This window comes from Geobacillus sp. BK01 (assembly GCF_052220245.1).
Lineage (GTDB): Bacteria > Bacillota > Bacilli > Bacillales > Anoxybacillaceae > Geobacillus.
Map to the genome: position 1 here is coordinate 16201 of NZ_JBQPTH010000013.1, position 21805 is coordinate 38005.

Sequence of the window (21805 nt, forward strand, 5' to 3'; positions counted from 1 at the left end):
TTGCTTGGATGCTGAACAGCGGCATGCACAGAACGGCTTTGTTCACCGCCTATGGATACCATCCTGGTGTCTAAGGGAGGGGAAGGCGGATGCAAAGATTGGGGGAAAGATGGTGATCTATTATATTCGAAAAATGTCGGTGAACTTATTTCCAGGCTACTTTGCCCTCGTGATGGCGACCGGCGCATTGTCGATCGCAACCTTTTTGCTTGATATGCACGTCATTTCCAAAGGATTGCTCTACTTCAATATGGCGGCGTATACCGTTTTATGGGGATTGACGCTGTACCGGCTTCTCTTCTTCACGCCGCGGCTGGTGAAAGATTTGACAAGCCATACGCTAGGCCCCGGGTTTTTCACGTTGGTGGCCGGAACGTGCGTATTTGGCAGCCAGTTGATTACCGTAGCCCATCGCTACGAGCCGGCTTTTTATTTGTGGTGTTTGGCCATTTTCCTTTGGCTTATGATCATGTACACGTTTTTCACCGCGGTGACGGTGCGAAAAAACAAACCGACGCTGTCGGAAGGAATTAACGGTGCCTGGCTTATTGCGGCGGTGGCGACGCAGTCCATTTCCGTCCTTGGCACACTCCTTTCCCCGCATGTCGAGAGCGGGCGGGACATCGTCCTGTTTGTCGCTTTATGCGCGTATTTGCTCGGGTGTATGTTGTATTTAAACATTATTACCCTCATTTTCTACCGCTTTACGTTCGTTGAGCTGAAGTTTGCGGCGCTGACGCCGCCGTATTGGATCAACATGGGGGCGGTGGCGATCACGACGCTCGCTGGCTCGACCTTGATGCTGCATGCGGGCAACTGGGCGTTTCTTGGCGAACTGCTTCCGTTTTTAAGAGGGTTCACGCTCTTTTTCTGGATTACCGGAACGTGGTGGATTCCGCTGTTGTTCATTTTAATGGTGTGGCGTCACTTGTACCATCATTACCCGCTCAAATATGATCCGCAATTTTGGGGAATGGCGTTTCCGCTCGCCATGTATACGACAAGCACATATCAGCTGTCCAAAGCGCTGCACATTCCGTTTTTGCTTGTCATCCCCCGTTTTATGGTCTACGTGGCCATGGCGGCATGGCTTGCCGTGTTTGCCGGATTGGTCCACCATTTGTATACAAGCTTTCGCCGCCAGCGGGAGGCCGGGAATGGCGATGCGCTGCCGCAGCAGATCGAGGGAGGAAATGGATGAGGGAGGGAAATCCGTATGATACTCGGAGCCATTGAAGCCGGAGGCACAAAATTTGTCTGCGCCGTCGGCGATGAACAAGGGAACATTCATGAGCGGGCGGTGTTTCCGACGACGGTGCCGGAAGAAACGATGGCGCATGTTATCGATTTTTTCCGCCCGCACAACGTGGAGGCGATCGGGATCGGGTCGTTCGGCCCGGTTGATTTGCGCCCGGGCAGCCCGACGTACGGGTACATTACGAGCACGCCGAAACAGGCGTGGCGAAACTTCGATTTTGTCGGCGCGATGAAGCGGCATTTTCCGGTGCCGATCGGCTTTGACACCGATGTCAACGCCGCAGCGCTCGGCGAGCAGCGCTGGGGGGCGGCGCGGGGGCTTGACAGCTGCCTGTACATAACGGTCGGAACAGGCATCGGCGTCGGGGCGATTGTCGAAGGGCGGCTGCTGCACGGGCTGCTTCATCCGGAGATGGGGCATATTCTTGTCCGCCGCCACCCGGATGACGCGTTTGCCGGCGTCTGCCCGTACCATGGCGACTGTTTGGAAGGGATGGCGTCCGGCCCCGCGATAGAGCGGCGCTGGGGGAAAAAGGGCGTGGAACTTGCCGATCGAGACGAGGTATGGGAGCTCGAGGCGTTTTACTTGGCCCAAGCGGTCGCGAACTACATTCTCGTTTTATCGCCGGAAAAAGTGATCGTAGGCGGCGGCGTGATGAAGCAGACGCACGTGTTGCCGCTTGTGCGCCGCTATGTGCAGGAACTGCTCAACGGGTATGTCGAGCACGAGATGATTTTGCGACGGATTGATGAATATATTGTCCTTCCGGGGCTTGGCGACAACGCCGGCATTGCAGGTGCGTTGGCGCTCGCCGCTGCGGCTAGAGGATGAACCCAGCCGGCCGTCCATGTCGTATGAAGGCATGGGCGGCCGGTTTTGTTGAACAAATCGATAGGCGCATTTCGCTTTCCTTTGGCATGAGCGCTGCTTATCAAGATGCGTATATTTTTCTAGAACAGGCTTTGTTTGACCAACGGTTCAAAAAAACAGATTAACGTATGACTGAGTAGTCATAACTAACGTCGTTTTGGTTGCATGAACGGATGCTAGTCGTTTATAATAACGGTGACCGATTGGTCAGCGTAAAAAATGGAGGCGAGAAGGAATGGCTGATGTTCAGCGGTTGGTCGAATGGCTTCAGCGCCGTCATGTGCGTGCTAGCTTGGTGAAGCCGCGCGTTTCGTTGCCGTCGTACCAGCAATGGCTGGAAGTGAACGGGAAAGGGATGGACGGCTGCCATGGATGAACGGCGCGTTCGCTTTATTGAAACCGCAATGAAACTGTTTGCGGAAAAAGGGTACCATGCGACCTCGATTCAAGACTTGGTTGAGGCGTGGGGCATTTCCAAAGGGGCGTTTTACCATCACTTCGCTTCGAAGGAAGAGCTGCTTCTTGCTGTGCTTCGCTATTACAGCGAAAAAATGGTGGCCGATTTCACGGCATCCGGCGGGGACGGCCCGGAAAAGGAGCGGTTCATCCGCCAGTTGACGGCCCATTTCTCCCACATTCGCGAATACAAAGACTTTTTGCGCATGATCGTGTCCGAACAGTTGCCGAAAGTCAATCCAGAGGTGGAGCGGTATATGTTCCGCCAGCATGGGCGCTTGTTTTTGTGGTATTGCGCCCGTCTGATAGACGTATACGGCGAGGGAGTCAAGCCGTACGTGTATGACGTGGCGATGATCACGAACGGCATGATCCGCCAATACTTGTTTTTCTTCTTTTTCCGTGATGACGCCTTTGATGCGGAAGAAGCCGCGCGCTTTCTTGTGCGCCGTCTCGATGCGATCGTCGCGAGTTTCGCGGCGGATGAGCGCCCGCTTTTGACCGAAGAGTCGATCGCGCCATGGATGGAGCTCGAGGAGCGTGAGCGGAAAAAACAGCGGGAGCGGCTCACTGCGGCATTCGTCGCGGTTCGCGAGGCGGCCGCGGAGCTGGAGCCGGTTCAGGCGGAGGAAGTGCGCGGAGCGGCCGCAGCGCTTGAGGAAGAACTGTTTCGGCAAGATGGACCGCCAAGGGCGTATCTTGTTGACGCGCTCATGTTGTATTTGCGTCATCAACAAGCGCCTTCGCTCGCCGCAGCGGTCGATGCGCTGAGCGAAGAAATCAACACGTATGAACGACTTCACCGATGGGAGAGGGAAACATGGAAAAAGCAATAGCGGCGCCGGCAAGCACGATCCGCCATCGCCCGCTGCTCATTACCGGGCTGATCATTGCCATGTTGTTTGCGGCGTTGGACGGGACGATTGTCGGAACGGCGATGCCGCGCATTGTCGGCGAGCTCGGCGGGCTGGGCGTCATGACGTGGCTGACGACGGCGTATATGCTCACGTCAACGACAGTCGTGCCGATCGCCGGCAAGCTCGCCGACTTATTGGGCCGGCGGATTGTCTATGTGAGCGGATTGGTCATTTTTATGATTGGTTCCGCGCTGTGCGGCATGGCGGACGATATGACCGAGCTCATCCTTTACCGCGGCATTCAAGGATTGGGCGGCGGGATTATGATGCCGATGGCTATGGTCGTCATCGGCGACGTGTTCACCGGCAAAGAGCGGGCGAAATGGCAAGGGGTGTTTGGCGGCTTGTACGGCCTCGCCTCGGTGCTGGGACCGCAAGTCGGCGGGTTTATCGTCGACCATTTGAACTGGCGCTGGGTGTTTTACATCAACTTGCCGGTCGGCATTTTAGCGACGGTGTTGATTGCGATGGGATTAAGCAAATATAAAGACGAAGGGCCGGTCAAATTCGATATCGCGGGGATGGCGACCTTGACCGTCGGCGTGGTGAGTTTGCTGCTCGGGTTGACGTTCGGCGGCGACCGGTATCCGTGGGGCTCGTGGCAAATCGTCTCGCTGTTTGCGGCGTCGGTCCTCGCTTTTGCCTTGTTCATTTGGGCGGAAAAGCGGGCGGAAGAGCCGATCATCCCGCTTTGGCTGTTCCGTCATCGGACGTTTACATTGCTCAATGCGATCGGCTTTTTTATGAGCGTCGGCATGTTTGGCGCCATTATGTTTGTGCCGTTTTTTATGCAAGGCATCATCGGCGTGAGCGCCACCGAGTCAGGGACGATCATGACGCCGATGATGATCACGATGATTATCGGCAGCGTCCTTGGCGGGCGGCTTGTGTACCGGATCGGCGTGAAACCGCAGCTTATCATCGGCATGGCCATTATGGCCGCGGCTTTTGGTTTGCTTGGCACCATGGGCGTTGACACATCGAAATGGACGGCGACGGTGTACATGATTATTCTCGGCCTTGGCACCGGGCTTGTGATGCCGATTTTGACGCTTGCGTTGCAAGAAAGCTTTCCGAAATCGGAGCTTGGCGTCGTGACGTCATCGAGCCAATTTTTCCGCTCGATCGGCGGGACGTTCGGCATGACGGTGCTTGGCGCCATCATGAACCATCGTTCGAGCGCTTTGCTCGATGAGCGGCTCATGCCGAAGCTTGAAGCGCTCCCGGCGCAAGCGAAAGGGCTTGTTGACCGTTTTGCCGACATGATCCATACCGATCCGCAAGGGCTGTATTCGCTGTTGTTAAGCCCGGAGGCGATGGCGAAAATTCCGGCGCCGCTGCGGGAGATGTTCGTGCCGGTGTTGAAGCAGTCGCTTGTCGATTCGCTCCAAGCCGTCTTTTGGTTCGGGCTCGCCTTTATTGCGATCGGCTTGCTTTTCGTATTCGGCTTGAAGCGGATTGTCTTGTCCGATCGGGTTGAAGCGGTGAAGACGTTGAACCAGGCGGAACATGAATGAGGAGCATGGCGGCCCGTCTCGCTTGCGAACGAGGCGGCCGCCTTTTCGGTTTGACCGGCGGCCAAGCGCCGGGGCGTCCGAAGGAGAACGGAAGCGGTCTTCCTTATACGGCTTATGAGGGGCGAACGCCTGGCGCCGATGGCGCGGCCGTTTTCTTCTGGCGGTTGGCCCTTGATGGCTACTTCTCGCCCGTCTCGTTTTGGCCGAAGACGCGCGAGCGGGTGAGGAAGCGGACTCCCTCTGGCCCTTCGAGGGAAAACATGCCGCCGCGCCCGGGAACGACGTCGATGATCAGCTGCGTATGCTTCCAATATTCGTATTGCGCCTTGGCGATATAAAACGGACAGCCGCCGATTTCGCCGAGCAGCACGTCGGAATCGCCGACGATCAGCTCGCCGAGCGGGTAGCACATCGGCGAGCTGCCGTCGCAGCAGCCGCCGGATTGGTGAAACATGAGCGGGCCGTATTTCGCTTTCAGTTTTTCAATCAACGCCAACGCCGCTTCGGTGGCGATGACTTTCGGTTCATCAATCATCGGATGCACCTCCTTTCGCATCACGGCCAAAGACAGGCATTGCTCATCGCGGCTGCACTTGATTTCTCGAATGGAATGAGGAATGATGGCTTCGTTGTTTGGTCCATTTCATACAGATAATAAGGTGAATCAAAAGGTGCTTGCACGGTTTTGGTGGCGGCAGGTGCAACAGGGGCAAAAAGGCAGCGCTCCGGCGCTGCCTTTTGCCGTGAAAGAGCAGGTGGGTCAATGTTAGAACAAGCCGAGTTTTTTCGGCGAATAGCTGACGAGCAAGTTTTTCGTTTGTTGGTAATGGTCAAGCATCATTTTGTGCGTTTCGCGGCCGATGCCGGACATTTTGTAGCCGCCAAACGCCGCGTGGGCCGGATAGACGTGGTAGCAGTTCGTCCAGACGCGGCCGGCTTGGATGCCGCGGCCGAACCGGTATGCGGTGTTCATGTCGCGCGTCCAGACGCCGGCGCCAAGGCCGTACAGCGTCTCATTGGCGATCGAAAGCGCTTCGTCTTGGTCTTTAAAGGTGGTGACGGCTAACACAGGGCCGAAAATTTCTTCTTGGAAAATGCGCATTTTGTTATGCCCTTTGAAGATCGTCGGCTTGACGTAATAGCCGCCGGAAAGTTCTCCTTCGAGCATGTTCCGCTCGCCGCCGATCAAAAGTTCAGCGCCTTCTTGCTTCCCGATGTCGATGTACGACAAGATTTTCTCCAGTTGTTCTGATGACGCTTGCGCCCCGATCATCGTTTCGGTGTCGAGCGGGTTTCCTTGTTTAATTTGCTTGACGCGCTCAAGCGCCCGCTCCATAAAGGCGTCGTAAATCGACTCGTGAATGAGGGCGCGCGACGGGCATGTGCACACTTCGCCTTGGTTTAAAGCGAACATTGTAAACCCTTCAAGCGCTTTATCGAGAAACTCGTCATCTTTGTCCATGACATCAGCGAAGAAAATGTTCGGGGACTTGCCGCCAAGTTCCAATGTGACCGGCACAATGTTTTGTGAAGCGTATTGCATGATGAGGCGTCCGGTCGTCGTTTCGCCGGTGAACGCCACTTTCGCCACGCGCGGGTTCGAGGCGAGCGGTTTTCCGGCTTCTAAGCCAAAGCCGTTCACGATGTTGACGACACCAGGTGGAAGCAAATCTTCGATGAGTTCGATGAGGACGAGGATCGATGTCGGCGTTTGTTCCGCCGGTTTCAAGACGACGCAGTTGCCTGCGGCCAATGCCGGGGCGAGTTTCCACGCCGCCATGAGAATCGGGAAGTTCCACGGGATGATTTGCCCGACGACGCCGAGCGGTTCTTTGAAGTGATAAGCAACGGTGTTATGGTCGATTTCGGAAATCGTGCCTTCTTGTGCGCGGATGCAGCTGGCGAAATAGCGGAAATGGTCGATGGCGAGCGGAATGTCAGCCGCCAGCGTTTCGCGGATCGGCTTGCCGTTTTCCCACGTCTCCGCGACCGCGAGCATTTCCAAGTTTTCTTCCATCCGGTCGGCGATTTTGTTCAGCAAACGGGCGCGCTCGGCCGGAGACGTGCGCCCCCATGCCTCTTTGGCCGCATGGGCGGCGTCAAGCGCCCGCTCGATGTCCGCCGCTTTCGAGCGCGGCACTTCGCAATACGGTTTTCCGGTGATCGGCGTAATGTTTTCAAAATATTCGCCGTCGACCGGCGGCACCCATTTGCCGCCAATGAAGTTTTCGTAGCGCGTTTTGAACGTGACAAGCGCGCCTGGCTGGCCTGGTTGTGCGTAGATCATCCCCGATTCCTCCTTCAATTGATTTCGTATTCGCTTACATTGGAGGAATATTTAGAAAATTCCTCCTGATGATTAGGGTAGCATGGCTGGACAATATTGTCAAACGAAAAACCGTCAACTACCGGAAGACGGACCGCCCTGCTGCCGGAGCAGGGCGGGGCGTTAGTCGACTTCCAGTCCTTCAAGCCAGCGGCTCGCATAGACGCTGCAAAGATGGTGGAACACTTCGATCAGTTCGTTCGGATCGGCGGCGAAAAACGCGCGGGCGGCCGATTCATTTTCTTCCCGGACAAACTGAAGCAAAAAATCGGTGGCGATCCGGTTAAAGAGAAGGAGCGCGCTGTAGGAGCGTTCGAGCTGATGTTTCCGCTCCGTTAAGCTGTCGATTTGTTGAAACGGACGGCTGTAGCGGGCGGTCAGTTCGGGAAGACGGCGGCGGATCGCCTGTTGGGCGTCCGTGAGCATCGCCTCGATCGTACCGGGCGACAGAAACGTTTGCTCGCGAAGCATGTAGCTCCAAATTTGCTTTAACGCATGCGCCGATTCGCCGGCAAAGGCGATGTTGCTGAGCAAATCATGCATGTAGCGCTCGTCATCCGCCGCCTGGATGCGCAGGTTCATAATGATCTCCAGCACATCGGAATGGATTTTTTCTTTTCGCCATGGCGTTGTCAGTTCGTGAAGCAAAACAGAAAGCAAACGAGCTGCTTCTTCTTTCGTCATCATCCGCCATTCCTTTCGTTGCAAAGTCATCGTTTTCATTGTACCATGCCGCCTCACGGCCTCCCACCCTTGAATGGAAAAGCGGGACGGGAAGCGTTGGACAAGTCGTGATTGCCGGAAGATCAAGATTGGCGTATGATGATGTTATCACCTCCCCCTCTAAGCGTACGTGCAGGTGGGGGAATGTTCAATTGTTGAATGTTTTTGGAAAGTGATAGGATCGTGGAACGTATGGGGTGGGTTTGGCTGACAGTCTGCCGGAGAATCTCGTCCGTGTAAGCGGGAGAGTGTTCAAGATGGAAACGATATGGGAGGCATATTCCTACGCCTCCGTCATATGCTCGAACGAGAAGAAGGGAAAAGGGGGGAGAGGGGCATGAAGCCGCTGCGTTTGCGCGGTCATCATTTGCTTTGTGTGCATGGGTTTCGCGGTATGGGTTACAGCCCGTCGTTTGTCGAAAAAATGTGGGAGATCGTCGAACGTATCCGTGATGAGAAGGACGATTTTCCGATTGAAGTCGTAGCGGCGCTGGATGAGGCGTGCTTCGCCTGTCCGCATCACGGAGAGACAGCGTGCGAGGCGGGACCGAATTCCGACGCGCATGTCCGCTCGCTCGATGGGAACGTCATTCGCCATTTAGGGCTTGAAGCGGGCAAGGTGTATTGGAAGTCGGAATTGGTCCGGCGGACGGCGGAAAACGTGAAACCGGATGATTTGGATCATCTTTGCCGCCATTGTTCATGGTTGCCGTATGGGGTTTGTAAGGAAGGGATTTCCAATGTCCGTCGCGGCAATGTGGCGCAAACGTGAGAACCGGCTCGTTTCATAGGGAATATTGAAAAAAGGACGGCGACTTCCGCTAGTTGCGGAAATTTCTAAAAAATGAATGATTCCACTGGCCAAAAAATGTGATATGATAAACAATTATAGAGATTTTCGTATAAAAGGGGTCGTGGACATGAAAGTAGCCAAATTCGGTGGAAGTTCGGTGGCGAGCGCCGCGCAGTTCCGCAAAGTGGCGGATATTGTCAGCTCGGATATTGAACGTCGTATCGTCGTTGTATCAGCGCCTGGGAAGCGGTGTAAAGAGGATGTGAAAGTGACGGATATGCTCATTCGGCTGGCTGAACAAGTGTTGGCCGGCGAACCGTACGGAGACACGATGCAGGCGATCGTGAAACGGTATGCTGACATTGCCGATGAGCTTGAACTGGAAGCTGACGGTTTTTTGGCTGAGCTCGAAGATGATTTACAGTCGAAAATTAGTGCCTATCGGAACGAGCCGGCCCGTCTGCTTGATGCGATGAAAGCGAGCGGTGAGGATCATAACGCAAGGCTGATGGCGCTCTATTTGCAAGATGTTGGGCTTGAGGCGAGCTATGTCAGCCCGCTGGAAGCCGGCATTATCGTGACGGACGAACCGGGCAACGCCCAAGTGCTTCCGGAGTCGTACGAAAGGCTGCGGCAGCTGCGTGAACGCCGCGGTGTACTTGTAATCCCAGGCTTTTTTGGTTATTCGCTTTCAGGTCATATCGTGACTTTTCCGCGCGGCGGCTCGGACATTAGCGGTTCGATTGTCGCCGCTGGCGTGAAAGCCGACGTATATGAAAACTTTACTGACGTCGATTCGATTTATTGCGTCAACCCGTCGATCGTTGCCGATGCGCGCAAGCTGAAAGAAATTACGTATCGGGAAATGCGCGAGCTGTCGTATTCCGGCTTTTCCGTCTTTCATGATGAGGCGTTGGAGCCGGTGTATCGGGCTGGCATTCCGGTTTGTGTGAAAAACACGAACAACCCGGCCGCCCCGGGCACATGGATCGTCGCCAAACGCAACCATATCGAGGAACCGGTCGCCGGCATTGCGAGCGATACGGGCTTTTGCAGCATCAACATCAGCAAATATTTAATGAACCGCGAAATTGGTTTTGGCCGGCGCGTGTTGCAAATTTTGGAAGATGAAGGTATCTCGTACGAACATACGCCGTCCGGCATCGACAACATGTCGGTTATTTTGCGGGCCAGCCAGCTTGCCGATGGAAAAGATGAGCGCATTTTGGCCCGCATCCGCGGCGAACTTGTCGTGGATGAAGTGACGATTGAATATGGCTTGGCGCTCATTATGGTTGTGGGCGAAGGGATGGAAAAAACGGTCGGGATGGCGGCGAAAGCGGCGACCGCGCTTGCCAACGCCAACATTAACTTGGAGATGATCAACCAAGGCTCGTCTGAGGTGAGCATGATGTTTGGCGTCAAAGAAGACGTCGTCAACGAGGCCGTCCGCGCGTTGTATAACGCCTACTTTCAAGAGCTGACGGTCGGTCAGCTGTCATAAAGAAGGAACGGGATGCCCGGGTTGCGGGCATCTTTTTTTACCGTCCGCATGTTTGTTTCCGCCATGGCTGTTTTTCGTACATAGGAAGAAGCTGTTCGGAAAATACTACCAATGTATGAAACAGCAATGGAAAGGAGGAAACGACGATGCGGAAATGGCTCGTTATGGCTATGTTCGTAGTGACAGTGGCGTTATCTCCCGTCAGTGCAGCTGCCGCCATCAGCCGGACCGAACTGGAACAATACGTTGAAAGTGTTGGCTGGACGATAAGCGACTTGCTTGCCTATTTGGACCGGTACGGGTTGACCGTCGCTGATTTTCGCACGATGGGGGAGTTAAAGCAATGGCTCGGCACGCCGTTGACAGACGAGCGGCTCCATGCCGTATTGCGCCGGCACGGGCTGACTGTCGAGGAGCTTGAGGCACTGCTCGGCCAATTTGGTGAAACGATGCAAGAGTATACGTTTGTTGAAGATTTGGACGCGGCCATTCGCTTTTACACGAAGCGTAACGCCGCCATGCAGCAACTGAACGATTTGCTTGGAGTGCTCGGGATGACAGAAAAAGAAGTGCGCGAGCTCACCCGTCATATCGCTTCACTTGACAATCCGCAGCTGTCCGGGCAACTGGCGGCGCTCAACAAGCGGTTGAGTTCGTTTGAACAAGCGGAAGGGCCATGGACAAAAGAAGAGCGCCGCGAGTTGCGGGCGATTTGGGAAGAAGCGCTCGACTTGTTGCAACTCAAGGCCAAGCTCTACGTTGACGGGAGGGAAACGGGATTTTCAGCGGTGGCTATAGCGGCCGGTGCGGAGCCGCTGGTCATCAAGTTGTATAATCGTCAAGGCGAGGAAATCGCCGATATTGCCGTTACGAGAGAAATGCTGACATCTGGTTACATCGTTCGCGCCGGGAAGAAAGGGATCGATGCCGGATTGTTGGCGCTTGACATGAAAACGATGATGTACGGGGAAAAACTGCCGGATACCGCGTCGCCATACTTGGCGTACACTCTCGCCGGGCTGCTGCTCGCGTCCGCCGGTTTTCTTCTTTATTGGCGGGTCGGACGGCTCAAAGGATGAGACGTGATGGGGCGTGAGCAATATACGGACCGGCTTTCCCGGCAAGGCCGGGCCGTTCGGTATGCGGCGTTCATGTTCATTGTCATCGGAATGATGATGGCCGGCTGGAACGGATATTGGTACATGGCTGGGCGGGGAGCGGCAAAGCAAGACAATGCCCGTCCTCCTGTATGGCATGCGCCTAAACGAGAAGCGGACATGCGTTCTCGGGCTGTTCATCCGCCTGACGGTCGGGAAGGGTCTTTTTCTCTGCCGATTGGCGTCTATCTTGGCGAACTGGCCATTCCGAAGCTCGGGGTGGCGATTCCGGTATATGAAGGCGTTCGGGAACAAGAGCTCCGTCGCGGCGTCGGCCATTACCCGGCGAGCGCCTGGCCGGGCGGCAACGGGCATGTCGTATTGTCCGGCCACCGCGACACCGTGTTTCGCCGCTTTGGGGAAATCGGGGTCGGCGATGCGCTCATCATTCGGGCAAATGACGAGGTCATTCATTATCGTGTTGTCCATATTCGCATCGTCGATGACGATGACCGGACCGTTTTAGTCGATAAAGCGCGGCCGACGCTGACCGTGACGACGTGCTATCCGTTTCGCCTCATCGGTCCCGCCCCGAAACGCTATATCGTCACCGCCCGCCCTGTCCGGATAGACAAGGCCGTTCGCGCGACTTTGTCGGAATCTGTAGGCAAAAAATCCCCCTCTTCAAGGGAAGCGGGATGGAAAAGTTGACAGCCGGAACATCGAACATCAAACGGCTAGGGAGCGCGCTCCCTAGCCGTTTATCTGTTTCGTTCATGATGTGTTCTTGCGCCTTGCCGTTCGTCCATTTGTTGGCGGAATTCTTTGAGCAGCGCTTCGCCTTGCAGTCCTTTCTCGACAAGGCCGGCCAATACGACTTCGGCTAAATGGGTCCGTCTTGGGATCATCAATCCTTCCATTAAAACGCTAATATGGCCGTTCATTTTCGTGATGGAACGGACGGCGACAAGCATGTTCGCCGGATCGTTGCCCGGATTGGTGATCGTCACTTGCAGCTGAAACTCCGGTTGTTCCTTCAAGCCGGCAAACATCGGCTCATAATGATCATCCAAATACGCTTCGACAAGCCAGCGGTTTTGGCCGTCCTCTTTATTAATGATCAAGCCGTCAATAAACGGGATGTCCTGGCGGCGCATTTCCCTATCAATGACCGAGAGCCCGACAAGCTTGAACGTTTTCATATCGTCCACCTCATTACCGTTGTCTTCCCCATGATTATAGCATAGGCGGTCATGGGAAGAAAAACCGGATGACATGCCTGCGGCCGAAAAAGCGATCCACATTTTTTGATGTGGAATGACAAAAACACCATTTTGCGGCCCTATTGTGGATGCAGCTTTCGCTTTTTTCGTCGATTGTATGTATAGATTGCGCAGAAAAATACAAAAATCGCGATTTTACGGCAAAAAACGAGATCCTTTATTATAAGGATGCGGTGGACGGAAAGGGGGGATGCACCGGAACATGATCAATCAAGTCGTACTTGTCGGCCGGTTGACGAAGGATCCGGAACTTCGCTACACGGCCGAAGGAGCGGCCGTCACGACCGTCACCTTGGCGGTGGCGAGAAATTTCCGCAACACGGAAGGGGGGATTGATGCCGATTTCGTTCCATGTGTGTTATGGCGGAAAACGGCGGAACATACCGCCCATTACTGCCGGAAAGGATCGATGGTGGCGGTAACGGGAAGAATCCAGACGCGCCGCTATGACAATAAAGAAGGTCAACGCGTCTATGTGACGGAAGTCGTCGCTGATTCGGTTCAGTTTCTTCACTCCGGCAAAACACGGGAATGGCCGGAGCACGTCTAATCTGTTTCCTCATTCATGCCTTTCTAAACGAATCCTCAAGAGAAAGAAATGTGTCCTCAAAAACTCCCCAACGATGGCGCTAGCAGCCGATGTTAGCGCTTTTTTTGTCGAAGGGCGGGAGTCAGCCGAGGGCTTCAGTATACTCCTTAATGATCGTCATCAACATCGTTTCCGCATGCTTTCGCTTTTTCTCGGGCAGTTTCGCCAACGTGTACATCACCTCGCTCATATCCCGGTTTTGCAACAAATAATCAATCGCGGCGAGCGTCTTCTCATCCATGTCCGTTGTCCCGTACAGCTGCTTGACTTCACGCAACAGTTCTCGCCGCTGCACTTCACTGCCAATCAACACATCAGCACTGACGTTAAATAGATGACAAAGCTTTTTAAGCGATTGTATGTCAGGAAGCAAGCTGCCGTTTTCCCATTTGCTAATTTGTGAGCGGGAAACGTTTAACTTGTCAGCCAGTTGTTCCTGTGTCCAGCGCTGTTGTTTCCGCAACGTTTTCAGCATCTCGCCGAGGTTTTCCATCGTTTGTCACCACGCTTTACATCATTATCTTAAAGATAGGAAAGCGCGATGATGATTTTCGTTCCTTTTCAGCCCATCACCCTTAAACGTTCATAATCAGAACAATACTACCTTCCCCTCCAACGGTCGACATCTTTTTTCCTTTTACTAGACATAGTACAATAAGTAAAAAAGGGTAAATATTTACTATTACCATAGGAAAAAGAGGGATGGAAGTGAATATTTATCTCGCCGATTTCGTTGTCCGTGAACGAAACGAGGCAAAAAAAGGAGAAAACATGTACCGTATATTCATTAAGGAAATGAAACACCCGTTCTCCATCCGTTTGAAAACGATCGTTCCGACTAATTTCACTGATTCGCTCCGCTGTTTGAGAAGCAAAGGGGAGAAGGGGAATTTTTCATTCGAGGGCGAGACGTTGTTTCGCACAGTCGCCTGTTCGGATGAGGCCCAGCTTTATTTGGTATTTAAATGCGTCAGCCAGCTTTACATGTTTATCGTCAAGCTTGACCTCCGTTTGAAAACGTTAGCTGTTGCCCTCTACGAATGGAATCAGCTCCAACAAAAATACATGTTGATCCGCACCAATGAATGGCTGTCCATGGAAAAACAGTTAATTTACGAAATTTTGCAGTCGATCTATATTTGTGATCATCGCCGCATTTCCTACTTGTTTCCATACTCAGCCCGAAACAACCGCGAAAAGTAGCAAGAAGCTGTTCGACCACCAGTTCCCGCGCTCGTATATGAAAAAAGTGTTTCCTTTCCCATCATCTGTTCGTTATACTTAAAGAAAAAGGAAAAAACGTCAAGCTTTGCTGTCGAATGCGCCTGATTTGTCGGGTTCTGCCGCAATGTGGCGCACTAGACGAATGATATAGACTCAAAATAGGAAGGAATGGGGAAGGGAGAGGAAACGAAAGTGAAGCCAAGCCATGTCGTGTTAGCTGCCGCTTTTGCCTCTGCGCTCTTTTTGGCGCCAGGTGACGGGGAAGCAGCGGAATGGAAAGAAGGAATGACTTCTCCGAAAGTAAAAGAGCTGCAACAACTATTAAAAGAAAAAGGCTTTTTCACCTATCCGCGGGCGACCGGCTACTTCGGGACGATTACCGAAGAGGCGGTGAAGGCGTTTCAACGGGCGGTGAACTTGCCGGTCACCGGCGTGGTCGATGACGCGACATACGCGAAGCTGCGCGCGTTCACCCCAAGCGCCCGGGCGCTGGCGGTCGGTTCGCGCGGCGACGATGTTAAAGTGCTCCAACAGCGTCTCAAGCAACTCGGCTACTTCCAATATCCGGAGATCACCGGCTATTTCGGAACGGTGACGGAAAAAGCGGTCAAGCAGTTTCAACGGGCAAACGGACTCCCGGCCAATGGAACAGCCGATGCCGCCACGCTTGAGCGCCTCGAGCGGGCGGCGAGCCAACGGGCGGCTGCCGCATCGCCTTCACCGGCGGCCTTGAAAATCGGCTCGCGCGGCTCCCAAGTCAGCCAACTGCAAACGAACTTAAAACAGCTCGGCTATTTTACATACCCGAACGTAACCGGCTATTACGGCACGATCACGGCCGATGCGGTCCGCCGCTTCCAGAAGGACAACGGGCTGCCGGCCACCGGCTTGGCTGACGAAGCGACGCTTGCGCGCATCGCCGATGCGGCAAAGAAAAAAACCGCTCCGCCCGCTGAACCGAACCGCCCCGCCATACGTTTGACCATCGGTTCACGCGGCCACGATGTGGAACGCGTGCAGACGAACTTAAAACAGCTTGGCTACTTCACCTACCCAACCATTACCGGCTATTACGGCACGGCCACGGCCGATGCGGTCCGCCGCTTCCAACAAGACGCCAAGCTCCCGGCGACCGGGGTTGTGGATGGCGATACATACGAGCGCCTGATCGGACAAGCCCCAGCCGTTTCGTTCGATCCGATCGGGCTTATCGCCGATGCGGCCGAACTGCTCGGCACCCCGTATGTGTGGGGCGGCGAAACGCCGGAAGTCGGCTTTGATTGCAGCGGGTTTATTCTCTATGTCTTCAAGAAACAAAGCGTCTCCTTGCCGCGGACAGTGGCGCAGATTTGGAACGTCGGGAAACAAGTCTCTTCGCCTGCTGTCGGAGACATCGTGTTTTTTGAAACATACAAAAAAGGCCCGTCGCACGCCGGCATTTACATCGGCAACGGCCAGTTCGTCCATAGCGGCGCCTCAACGGGCGTGACGATCAGTCAATTGAGCAATCCGTATTGGAAAGCGCGGTATTTAGGGGCGAAACGGTTGTAGCGCAGCTGTCCGAAACCGCTTTGTCGACGGCCGTTTCAGCCGATCCGAGGCAAAGCAGCAGCGCAGCCGTCCCGGGCCGGTTCGCTGGCGCGCATGGGAAGCTTGTGAAGGCGGTTGAACAACATTTGGAGAAATTCAACGGCACGAACCGTTACAGTGGGATCGTGCCGTTTTGTTTGTGTTGAAGGTTAAGGGGAAGCAAAAGTTGAGGAAGTGCTCGAATTGTGATATTGTAGTTTGTTGAAGTTTTCTTTACCACAACGAATAGCGGGTGAAACAATGGGTACGAAACGGAAAGTAATGACGATTTTCGGCACAAGACCGGAAGCGATCAAAATGGCGCCGCTCGTGCTCGAGCTGCAAAAACAATCGGAGTGGATCGAGCCGATTGTAACGGTGACGGCGCAGCACCGGCAAATGTTGGATCAAGTATTGGACATTTTCGGCATTCGCCCGGATTATGATTTGAACATTATGAAAGACCGCCAGACGCTCGCCGGCATTACGACCCGCGCCTTGGAAGGGCTCGATGATGTGATGCGGAAAGTACAGCCCGATTTGGTGCTCGTGCATGGCGATACGACGACGACGTTTGTCGCCAGCGTCGCCGCCTTTTACAATCAAATTGCGATCGGCCACGTGGAAGCGGGGCTGCGCACCTGGAATAAATACTCGCCGTTCCCGGAAGAAATGAACCGGCAGCTGACCGGGGTGTTGACGGATCTTCATTTCGCCCCGACGCAAAAGGCGTACGATAATTTAATCCGGGAGAACAAAGCACCGGAGTCGATCTTTATTACGGGAAACACCGCCATTGATGCGCTGAAAACGACGGTGAAAGACGATTATCGCCACGACATTCTCGACAAAATCGGCAACGACCGGATGATTTTATTAACCGCCCATCGCCGCGAAAATTTAGGTGAAACGATGCGCGGCATGTTCCGGGCCATCAAACGCCTCGTTCGCGACCATGACGATGTCCAAGTCGTCTATCCCGTCCATTTAAACCCGGCGGTGCGCGAAGCGGCAGCGGACGTATTGGGCGACGACCCGCGCATTCATTTGATTGAGCCGCTTGATGTGTTCGATTTCCATAATTTTGCCGCCCGGGCGTACTTGATTTTAACTGATTCCGGCGGTGTGCAGGAAGAAGCCCCGTCGCTTGGCGTCCCTGTTCTCGTGTTGCGCGATACGACCGAGCGCCCCGAAGGCATCGAAGCCGGGACATTGAAACTCGCCGGAACGGACGAAGAGACGATTTACCGCATGGCGTCACAATTGCTTACTGACCAAGGGGAGCATGAAAAAATGGCGAAAGCGTCCAACCCTTACGGGGACGGACAAGCGTCCAAACGGATTGTTGAAGCGATTTTGTACTACTTCGGCTACAAGGAAAAACGGCCGGAAATGTTCCGCCCGTAAACTGTGACCGGGGCAATGCCGTGAAGGGGGAAACTAGCGGGGAACAATCCGTTGGGAGTGAGGAGGTTAAAAGAGCGCGATTATGTTAAACAGTCTCCCGAAAGAAGTGAAAATTAGTGTGACGAGATCGATTTCTTCGGCGTTTGAGAAATATATGGAATCGATCCAGTGGGACGAACAAACATATGCCATCGACCAATTTTTAGCTTATTGGCGAACGTACGCGGAAGAGAATGCGTCATGGTTTCGTCAGCTGGATGACGAAATCAAGCGCGATCCGCGTTTTCATGAGGAATTGGCTGAGAAAATTAACGACGTGATCGAAAAAATATTGAATGAACCGCCGACGGAACAAGAGATTCGGACGTTGAATGAGCTTATCGGGCGGTTAGGTGTAGACGATATCGATTATACATGCAAAATGGAGGCAAAGTACCACATTCGCCGGTTAACAGAACAAGAAACCGGGCGGCGCAGCCAAAATGGAAAACAGTAAAGGAGGAGAGGCCGCGGGCCTCTAAACAGGTGTTCGAACACCGGCTGTCGAAAACAATAGATGAAGGCCTCCCTTTCTTCCATGTTTCGGAATGGAAAATTAGGAATAGAGCAGGTTGACAGCCTGAAGCGATGGCCGAATGCGAGACGGTCATCGCTTTTTTTGGATCAAAAATGCGCTTCATTATCTATTCATGATAGATGTCACTTATGGTAGAATGAGAGAAAAATGTGTCGAAAAAGGAGAAAGGAGGAAAGGCGACCCCTCCCCCCACTTTCTCCCTTTAGTCGTTGCAGTGGGGGGCTCCTCGCCAAAGATGATGAAAAAGAAACTATGGATCGTTTTTTGTCTTTTGATGTTGGCGACATGGCCTGCGCCGCTCCACCATGCGAAGGCGGCTCCATACTTTTACGACGTGGGCACGACCCACCGGGCCAAAAATGAAATTTATTACTTGGCAGAGGGGCAAATTGTGCTTGGGAGCCTATCCGGCCGCTTTTATCCGGCCAAGTATGTGACGAGGGCGGAAGCGGCGGCGATTATTGGCCGGACGTTAAACTTTAACGGGGAACCGCGGGCCACACGTTTTAAAGATGTCGGGAAAGGGAATTTTGCCTCCGGATACATACAAGAGGCGGTCGAACATAACATAATCAACGGTTATCGAGATGGCACATTCCGGCCCGACCAGTTTGTAACGCGCGGAGAAATGGCGCTTCTCATTAACCGCGCATATTCGCTCGGCGGCACGACGCTTTCCGCCGCCGTACAGCAATTGAAAATGAGAGGGATTGCCGAAGGGAAGGCGGATGGCACGTTTGGCGAAGACGAGCCGATCATTCGCGCGGATTTTGCTGTGTTTGTGGCAAGAGCCATTAACCCGCAATACCGTGTCAACCCCCAGCTGTCATCCATAGGCGAGGCGACGGTCACGGCTTCGGCGTTAAATGTCCGCAAAGGTCCGTCGACGAATTATGGTGCTGTCGGCTTGCTGTATCGCGGGCAATCGGTGGACCTTTTGCACGTTGTCGGCAATTGGGCGTACGTCCGTTCATCGGGCATTGAAGGATTTGTGAGCCGCGCTTATTTGTCCGGCGGTGCTGCCGAGCCCGGTGAAAACAATGAGTTGCTCGATTACGTTCGAACGCAGACGATCATCATTGACCCCGGGCACGGGGGTTACGATCCTGGCGCGGTCGCGAATGGACTCTTGGAAAAAGAGATCAATTTAAATGTGGCTTTAAAAGTAAAATCGTTGTTTGAGAATACAGGATTTGGCATCGCATTGACGCGCGAAACGGATGTTTTCGTTCCTTTAAGCGGCCGCGTCTCCTTTGCCAAGGAGCAGGGGGGTGACGTTTTCGTCAGCATTCATACGAATGCCGGGGGCGGAACAGGAACGGAAACGTATTATTACAGCGCCGCGGCGACCAACCCGTATGTGGAACAAAGCGAAAAGTTGGCGCAATGCATCCAAAAGCGGCTCGTGGAGGCGTGGAACGCTGTTGACCGCGGAACAAAAAGAGGCAATTTGCACGTATTGCGCGAAAACAGCATGCCAGCCGTATTAGTGGAACTTGGCTTTATCGACCGCAAGGAAGATGCGGAAAAACTCGGATCGCCATATTGGCAGGAGCAGGCGGCGAAAGCGATCTATCTTGGCATTCTCGATTACTATGCGCTCGAAAGCGGGCTGGATTTTCAGCCGTTGTACGATCGGGTTCAGTAGCGACAAAGACAAAGCTTCTCCCGTTTCATGACATCGCGCCGCTGCGGGCGCAGCTGCTGAAACGCGGCAAGGACTTGTTCGTGTGGGAGTTGGGGGGAGAGAACGGCGATGGGGAAAATGTGGCGAATGTTCGTGATGGCACTGATGTTGGCGGCGGCTGTGGCCCCGGGACGGGCGGCTGGTGCGGCCGAGGCCGCCAATCCGTTGGCGGTTAATGTGATTGTGGTCTTTCAGCAGCAAATTGATGAGCAAGCGGTGGAATCGTTGCGTGGGCGCGTTATAAAACGGTTTGACGTTCTCCCGGCCGTAGCGGCGTCCGTGCCGGTTTCGGCGGTCGAGCTGCTGCGCCGTTGGCCGGGTGTCGACTACGTTCAGCAAGATACGACAGTCGCGATCGACAGCCAAGCGGCTAACTGGGGGGTAGCTGAAACGAAGGCGACGGTCATGCATACCCGTGGGGTCACGGGCAAGGGTGTGAAAATCGCGATTCTTGACACCGGCGTTGACTTGCGTCATCCGGATTTGTCGGTCGCCGGCGGAGCCTGCCTCTTATCTTATTGTCCGAATTCGTACCAAGATGATAACGGACATGGCACACATGTCGCCGGCATTATTGCGGCGAAAGATAACAATATAGGATCGGTCGGCGTGGCTCCCGGTGCGAGCGTTTATGCGCTGAAAGTGTTAGACCGCTACGGGGAAGGCAACGTGTCGACCATTTTAGCCGGCATTGAGTGGGCGATCAAACATCGGATGGATATTATCAACTTAAGTTTAGCCGCTCCAGAAGATGCCCCCGTATTGAAAGAAGCGGTGGAGAAGGCGTATAAAAGCGGAATATTCGTCGTGGCCGCCGCCGGGAACAACGGCCATGCAAATGGAGCCGGCGATACGGTCGAATATCCGGCCAAATATGATAGCGTTGTGGCCGTGGCCGCCGTCAATCAAGATCATGTCCGCGTGCCATACTCAGCGACCGGGCCGGCTGTCGAAATGGCGGCGCCGGGTGAAGGGATTTATAGTACAGTGCCGGTGTCCCTTGACCCTGACGGCCGCGGCGACGGGTATACACACATGTCGGGAACATCGATGGCGGCGCCGTTTGTCAGCGGGGTGTTGGCGCTGTATAAGCAGCAATACCCGGAGCGGACAAACGCCCAGTTGCGCCAAATGTTGCGAGACCGCGCCCTTGATTTAGGAGCGCCCGGCAAGGATCCATGGTACGGTTACGGGCTCGTGCAAGCCATGCCTAATACCCCTCCCGACCTCGAGGTGAAACTGTTGTCGGCAAACCGCGGAGAAGTTTCGTTTTCCGTCACCCCGTCGGGAAGCGAGGTGAAAGGATACCGCGTCTATCGCAACGGAACATTGATCGAACCGCTGCAAACAGCGGCGATATACAAAGACTATGTTGTAAAAGGAACGTACCGGTATGCGTTTTCTTCCGTCCATCGTGACGGAACGGAATCAGAACCGATCGGTTTTATGGAGGTCGTCGTTTCTGATCCGTATTATAAAGACTTGTCCGTCCACTCTTGGTATATGCCGGAGATCGTCTACTTATCGAGCCAAGGGATTGTGTCAGGCTATCGTGACGGAACGATTCGGCCGTATGCGACCATTACGCGCGCCGAGGCAGCAGTGATGCTCGGCCGCGCGCTCCATCTTGACGGAACGAAACGGGAGACGGTGTTTCGGGATGTCCATTCTGCCGATTTTGCTTCCGGCTACATCCAGTCCGCTTATGAGCGCGGGTTGATCAGCGGGTACCCGGACGGCACGTTCCGGCCGCAGCAACCGATTACGCGGGCGGAGACCGCCATTGTGTTATCGCGCGCTTACGATCTTCCGGATGGTGCACCGGTGGCGTTTCGCGACGTCACACCGAACGTGACCGGGCACGATGCCATCGCCAAGCTGGCCGCCGCCCGGATTGCCGATGGGTATCCGAACGGCACGTTCCGGCCGTATCAATTTGTCAAACGGCTTGAGTTTTTTGTGTTTGCCGCCCGGGCGTCGAATGAGCGGTTTCGATAAACAATAAGAA

At 54.3% G+C, this 21805-nt stretch carries 21 protein-coding genes; 16 read left to right on the forward strand and 5 right to left on the reverse strand.

What is annotated here, in order from left to right:
* Positions 1-109 precede the first annotated feature (109 nt).
* The 5 genes from ACTVDO_RS12610 to ACTVDO_RS12630 all read left to right on the forward strand — a co-directional run bounded on the left by ACTVDO_RS12610 (position 110) and on the right by ACTVDO_RS12630 (position 5018).
* Positions 110-1201 (forward strand): tellurite resistance/C4-dicarboxylate transporter family protein, encoded by a 1092-nt coding sequence (locus ACTVDO_RS12610; protein WP_442901643.1) that lies wholly within the window; start codon positions 110-112, stop codon positions 1199-1201.
* A gap of 15 nt (positions 1202-1216) precedes the next feature.
* Positions 1217-2089 carry an ROK family protein gene (locus ACTVDO_RS12615; protein ID WP_442901644.1) on the forward strand — a complete coding sequence of 291 codons (873 nt, stop codon included), beginning with the start codon at positions 1217-1219 and terminating at the stop codon, positions 2087-2089.
* A gap of 274 nt (positions 2090-2363) precedes the next feature.
* A complete protein-coding gene (locus tag ACTVDO_RS12620; RefSeq protein WP_020961318.1) occupies positions 2364-2504 on the forward strand; it encodes a hypothetical protein in 141 nt (46 codons plus the stop codon).
* Positions 2497-3420: a TetR/AcrR family transcriptional regulator gene (locus ACTVDO_RS12625; protein WP_020961317.1), complete on the forward strand. Its 924-nt coding sequence runs from the start codon at positions 2497-2499 to the stop codon at positions 3418-3420. The genes ACTVDO_RS12620 and ACTVDO_RS12625 overlap by 8 nt, the downstream gene beginning before the upstream one ends.
* Entirely contained in the window at positions 3405-5018 is a 1614-nt protein-coding gene (locus ACTVDO_RS12630) for an MDR family MFS transporter (RefSeq protein ID WP_442901645.1), read from the forward strand. The genes ACTVDO_RS12625 and ACTVDO_RS12630 overlap by 16 nt, the downstream gene beginning before the upstream one ends.
* A gap of 178 nt (positions 5019-5196) precedes the next feature.
* Here the strand turns inward: ACTVDO_RS12630 and ACTVDO_RS12635 are convergent, their stop codons facing one another.
* The 3 genes from ACTVDO_RS12635 to ACTVDO_RS12645 form a co-directional block, all read right to left on the reverse strand.
* Complete coding sequence (locus ACTVDO_RS12635) at positions 5197-5553, reverse strand: DUF779 domain-containing protein (protein ID WP_020961315.1); 357 nt, start codon at positions 5551-5553, stop codon at positions 5197-5199.
* Between the two features lie 231 nt (positions 5554-5784).
* Complete coding sequence (adh, locus tag ACTVDO_RS12640; RefSeq protein WP_442901646.1) at positions 5785-7305, reverse strand: aldehyde dehydrogenase; 1521 nt, start codon at positions 7303-7305, stop codon at positions 5785-5787.
* A 162-nt stretch (positions 7306-7467) separates the two neighbouring features.
* Entirely contained in the window at positions 7468-8067 is a 600-nt protein-coding gene (locus tag ACTVDO_RS12645; protein ID WP_442901647.1) for a hypothetical protein, read from the reverse strand.
* Between the two features lie 337 nt (positions 8068-8404).
* Between ACTVDO_RS12645 and ACTVDO_RS12650 the strand changes: the two genes are divergently transcribed.
* The 4 genes from ACTVDO_RS12650 (at position 8405) to ACTVDO_RS12665 (ending at position 12172) form a co-directional block, all read left to right on the forward strand.
* Positions 8405-8839 (forward strand): DUF1284 domain-containing protein, encoded by a 435-nt coding sequence (locus tag ACTVDO_RS12650; protein ID WP_020961309.1) that lies wholly within the window; start codon positions 8405-8407, stop codon positions 8837-8839.
* Positions 8840-8987: 148 nt separating this feature from the next.
* Complete coding sequence (locus ACTVDO_RS12655) at positions 8988-10364, forward strand: aspartate kinase (RefSeq protein WP_020961308.1); 1377 nt, start codon at positions 8988-8990, stop codon at positions 10362-10364.
* 146 nt (positions 10365-10510) lie between these two features.
* Positions 10511-11443: a processed acidic surface protein gene (locus ACTVDO_RS12660; RefSeq protein ID WP_020961307.1), complete on the forward strand. Its 933-nt coding sequence runs from the start codon at positions 10511-10513 to the stop codon at positions 11441-11443.
* A 6-nt stretch (positions 11444-11449) separates the two neighbouring features.
* The gene (locus tag ACTVDO_RS12665) at positions 11450-12172 is read left to right on the forward strand and encodes a class D sortase (protein WP_442901648.1); all 723 of its coding nucleotides are present in this window, start codon (positions 11450-11452) and stop codon (positions 12170-12172) included.
* Between the two features lie 50 nt (positions 12173-12222).
* On the opposite strand, the gene ACTVDO_RS12670 is transcribed toward ACTVDO_RS12665, so the two are convergent.
* Positions 12223-12663 carry a YwpF-like family protein gene (locus ACTVDO_RS12670; protein WP_020961305.1) on the reverse strand — a complete coding sequence of 147 codons (441 nt, stop codon included), beginning with the start codon at positions 12661-12663 and terminating at the stop codon, positions 12223-12225.
* Between the two features lie 271 nt (positions 12664-12934).
* On the opposite strand from ACTVDO_RS12670, the gene ssb reads away from it, so the two are divergent.
* Complete coding sequence (gene ssb / locus ACTVDO_RS12675) at positions 12935-13294, forward strand: single-stranded DNA-binding protein (protein ID WP_020961304.1); 360 nt, start codon at positions 12935-12937, stop codon at positions 13292-13294.
* Positions 13295-13415: 121 nt separating this feature from the next.
* Here ssb and ACTVDO_RS12680 read toward each other — a convergent pair whose 3' ends face one another.
* A complete protein-coding gene (locus tag ACTVDO_RS12680; protein ID WP_020961303.1) occupies positions 13416-13826 on the reverse strand; it encodes a helix-turn-helix domain-containing protein in 411 nt (136 codons plus the stop codon).
* Positions 13827-14041: 215 nt separating this feature from the next.
* Between ACTVDO_RS12680 and ACTVDO_RS12685 the strand changes: the two genes are divergently transcribed.
* From ACTVDO_RS12685 to ACTVDO_RS12710, 6 genes are all read left to right on the forward strand, one after another.
* Positions 14042-14536, forward strand: a complete 495-nt coding sequence (locus tag ACTVDO_RS12685; protein WP_081713499.1) for a hypothetical protein — start codon at positions 14042-14044, stop codon at positions 14534-14536.
* A gap of 189 nt (positions 14537-14725) precedes the next feature.
* Positions 14726-16108, forward strand: a complete 1383-nt coding sequence (locus ACTVDO_RS12690; protein ID WP_442901649.1) for a C40 family peptidase — start codon at positions 14726-14728, stop codon at positions 16106-16108.
* Between the two features lie 279 nt (positions 16109-16387).
* Entirely contained in the window at positions 16388-17533 is a 1146-nt protein-coding gene (gene wecB, locus ACTVDO_RS12695) for a non-hydrolyzing UDP-N-acetylglucosamine 2-epimerase (protein ID WP_020961300.1), read from the forward strand.
* A gap of 82 nt (positions 17534-17615) precedes the next feature.
* The gene (locus tag ACTVDO_RS12700; protein WP_020961299.1) at positions 17616-18029 is read left to right on the forward strand and encodes a hypothetical protein; all 414 of its coding nucleotides are present in this window, start codon (positions 17616-17618) and stop codon (positions 18027-18029) included.
* A gap of 316 nt (positions 18030-18345) precedes the next feature.
* Positions 18346-19758 (forward strand): N-acetylmuramoyl-L-alanine amidase, encoded by a 1413-nt coding sequence (locus ACTVDO_RS12705; RefSeq protein ID WP_020961298.1) that lies wholly within the window; start codon positions 18346-18348, stop codon positions 19756-19758.
* Positions 19759-19866: 108 nt separating this feature from the next.
* Positions 19867-21795, forward strand: coding sequence for a S8 family serine peptidase (locus tag ACTVDO_RS12710; protein ID WP_020961297.1), 1929 nt, complete (start codon positions 19867-19869; stop codon positions 21793-21795).
* Positions 21796-21805 lie beyond the last annotated feature (10 nt).